A 2,110-nucleotide genomic window follows, 5' to 3' on the forward strand; every position below is an offset into this window, starting at 1 on the left:
CGAGGTGAAGAACTACATCCGCTACATCGCCGACCGCCGCCTGACGCAGTTGAACCTCCAGCCCATCTACCGCACGGACAAGAACCCGCTGCCCTGGATGGACGAGATGCTGAACGGCATCGAGCACGCGAACTTCTTCGAAAACCGCGCGACCGAATATTCCAAGGCCTCGACCAAGGGCACCTGGGACGAAGCTTTCGATTGAAGAGGGCTGGATAAATATATGGGTGTCATCCCGGCTTTATGCCGGGATCCAGGGGCGGCTGGTTGAGCATTTGACGCCCCTGGACCCCGGAACAAGTCCGGGGTGACGGCGTGGGGAGGAGATAAGGCCATGAACCTCACCACCTCCTGGATCTTCTGGGCCTTCCTTTCCGCCTGTTTCGCGGCGCTGACGGCGATCTTCGCCAAACTCGGCGTCGAGAACGTCAATTCCGACTTCGCGACGCTGATCCGCACCGTCGTCATCTTCGTGACGCTCGCATTGATCCTGGCCGCCATCGGCGAACTCAAAAGGCCCGAAGCGCTCTCCGCCCGCACATGGACCTTCCTGATCCTCTCGGGCCTCGCCACCGGCGGCTCGTGGATATGTTACTTCCGTGCCCTGAAGATCGGGCAGGCGGCGCAGGTCGCGCCCATCGACAAGCTCTCGGTCGTCATGGTCGCGATCTTTGGTGCTGTCTTCCTCGGCGAGAAGCTGTCGGCGACCGGCTGGATCGGCGTCGCCCTGATCGGCCTCGGCGCGATCCTCGTCGCGCTCTGAATGTCACTGTTCATTCGCCCGCCGCTGGCCTAACCTTCCGCCCATGCGCACACTCATCGCCGTCATCATCCTGTCGTTTTTCGCCACCGCCGCCTCTGCGGCCGAGCCTTGCGAGCCGCGCGCCAAGGTCGCGCCCGCGCTGCACCGTCTCGAGGACGCGATGGCGAAGGACCGCTTCATCACCTACACGCCGACCTCGCTGAAAGTGGTCGACGGCAATGTGACGCCCGCCGACGCCGACAGCATCCGCGCCGACCTGAAGACGCTGCGTCCCTGGTTCGACGCCATCGTCACCTATTCGGCCCGCGACGGCGCCGAACTCATTCCGGGCATCGCGCAGGAACTCGGCTACAAGGCCGTGATCATCGGCATCTGGTCGCCCGGCGATTCCGAGGAACTTTCCAACGCGCTGAAACTCGCCAAGCGCTACCCGAAACTCGTGGTCGGCCTTTCGCTTGGTAACGAGATCGTCTTCGGCAAGCGCGGCACATGGGCCGAGCTCGCCCGCTATGTGAAGCTGACGCGCGAGCGCGTGCCGGACCTGCCGATCACCGTGTCCGAGCCCTTCGCGCAATTTCTCGAAAGCGATTCCAGCGACGTCCGCGACGACCTCGATTTCCTGCTGGTGAACGTCCATCCGGTCTTCGAAAGCTGGTTCAAGACGGCCGGTCCCGACAACTGGGCCGATTTCGACGTAAAGATCGTCGACAAGCTCGCCGATGCCTTCTGCGGGCCGATCCTGATCAAGGAAACCGGCCTTCCCACCGGCCCGGCCGAGATGGGTTATGACGAGGGCAAGCAGGCCGCCTTCTGGCGGGCGCTCGAACGCCAGATGCCGCCGTCGAAATCCCACGCCTTCAGCTATTTTGCCGCCTTCGACGCCCCCTGGCGGACGCAGGATTTCAACCCCGTCGCCGGCCACCATCCCGAAGAAGCCTTCTGGGGCCTCTTCACGGAAGCCCGCGCCCCGAAACCCGCGATCGAGGGTTTGAAGAAGCTGCCTCAATAACTCAAAAATAATTGTCATCCCGGCGAAAGCCGGGACCCACTCGCCTGTCAACTCGTGGCGGCAGTCGTGGTCATATGCCGAGAGGCCAATGGGTCCCGGCTTTCGCCGGGATGACATGGCGTATTTGGTCTCGCGCGCGCCCCCCCGCTCCCCTATGGTCACGCCCAAAAGCCGGGGAGGGGACCCACGACCGCATTGACCACCGATGAGCGCCGCCTATTCGCGCGCGCCAGCCACCGGATCATCCCGCTGATGATCCTGCTCTACATGGTGAGCTTCCTCGACCGTGTGAATGTCGGCTTCGCGGCCTTGACCATGAATGCCGATCTCGGTTTCCC

General features: G+C 63.2%; 2 protein-coding genes and 2 pseudogenes. All 4 read left to right on the top strand.

Annotated elements, in window-relative coordinates; genetic code table 11:
- Window positions 1–205: pseudogene (locus tag VMR03_RS09740) on the top strand (ribonucleotide-diphosphate reductase subunit beta); the annotation flags it as partial.
- A gap of 129 nt (window positions 206–334) precedes the next feature.
- Complete coding sequence (locus tag VMR03_RS09745; protein WP_325404657.1) at window positions 335–763, top strand: EamA family transporter; 429 nt, start codon at window positions 335–337, stop codon at window positions 761–763.
- A gap of 43 nt (window positions 764–806) precedes the next feature.
- Complete coding sequence (locus VMR03_RS09750) at window positions 807–1,772, top strand: hypothetical protein (RefSeq protein ID WP_325404658.1); 966 nt, start codon at window positions 807–809, stop codon at window positions 1,770–1,772.
- 195 nt (window positions 1,773–1,967) lie between these two features.
- A pseudogene (locus VMR03_RS18985) lies at window positions 1,968–2,110 on the top strand (MFS transporter); the annotation flags it as partial.

This window comes from Parvibaculum sp. (assembly GCF_035511255.1).
In the GTDB taxonomy this organism is placed as follows: domain Bacteria; phylum Pseudomonadota; class Alphaproteobacteria; order Parvibaculales; family Parvibaculaceae; genus Parvibaculum.

What these genes read in the sequence shown, in the direction of transcription:
- VMR03_RS09745 (WP_325404657.1), top strand. Translation starts at nt 335, where the DNA reads ATGAACCTCACCACCTCCTGGATCTTCTGGGCCTTCCTTTCCGCCTGT.
- VMR03_RS09750 (WP_325404658.1), top strand. Translation starts at nt 807, where the DNA reads ATGCGCACACTCATCGCCGTCATCATCCTGTCGTTTTTCGCCACCGCC.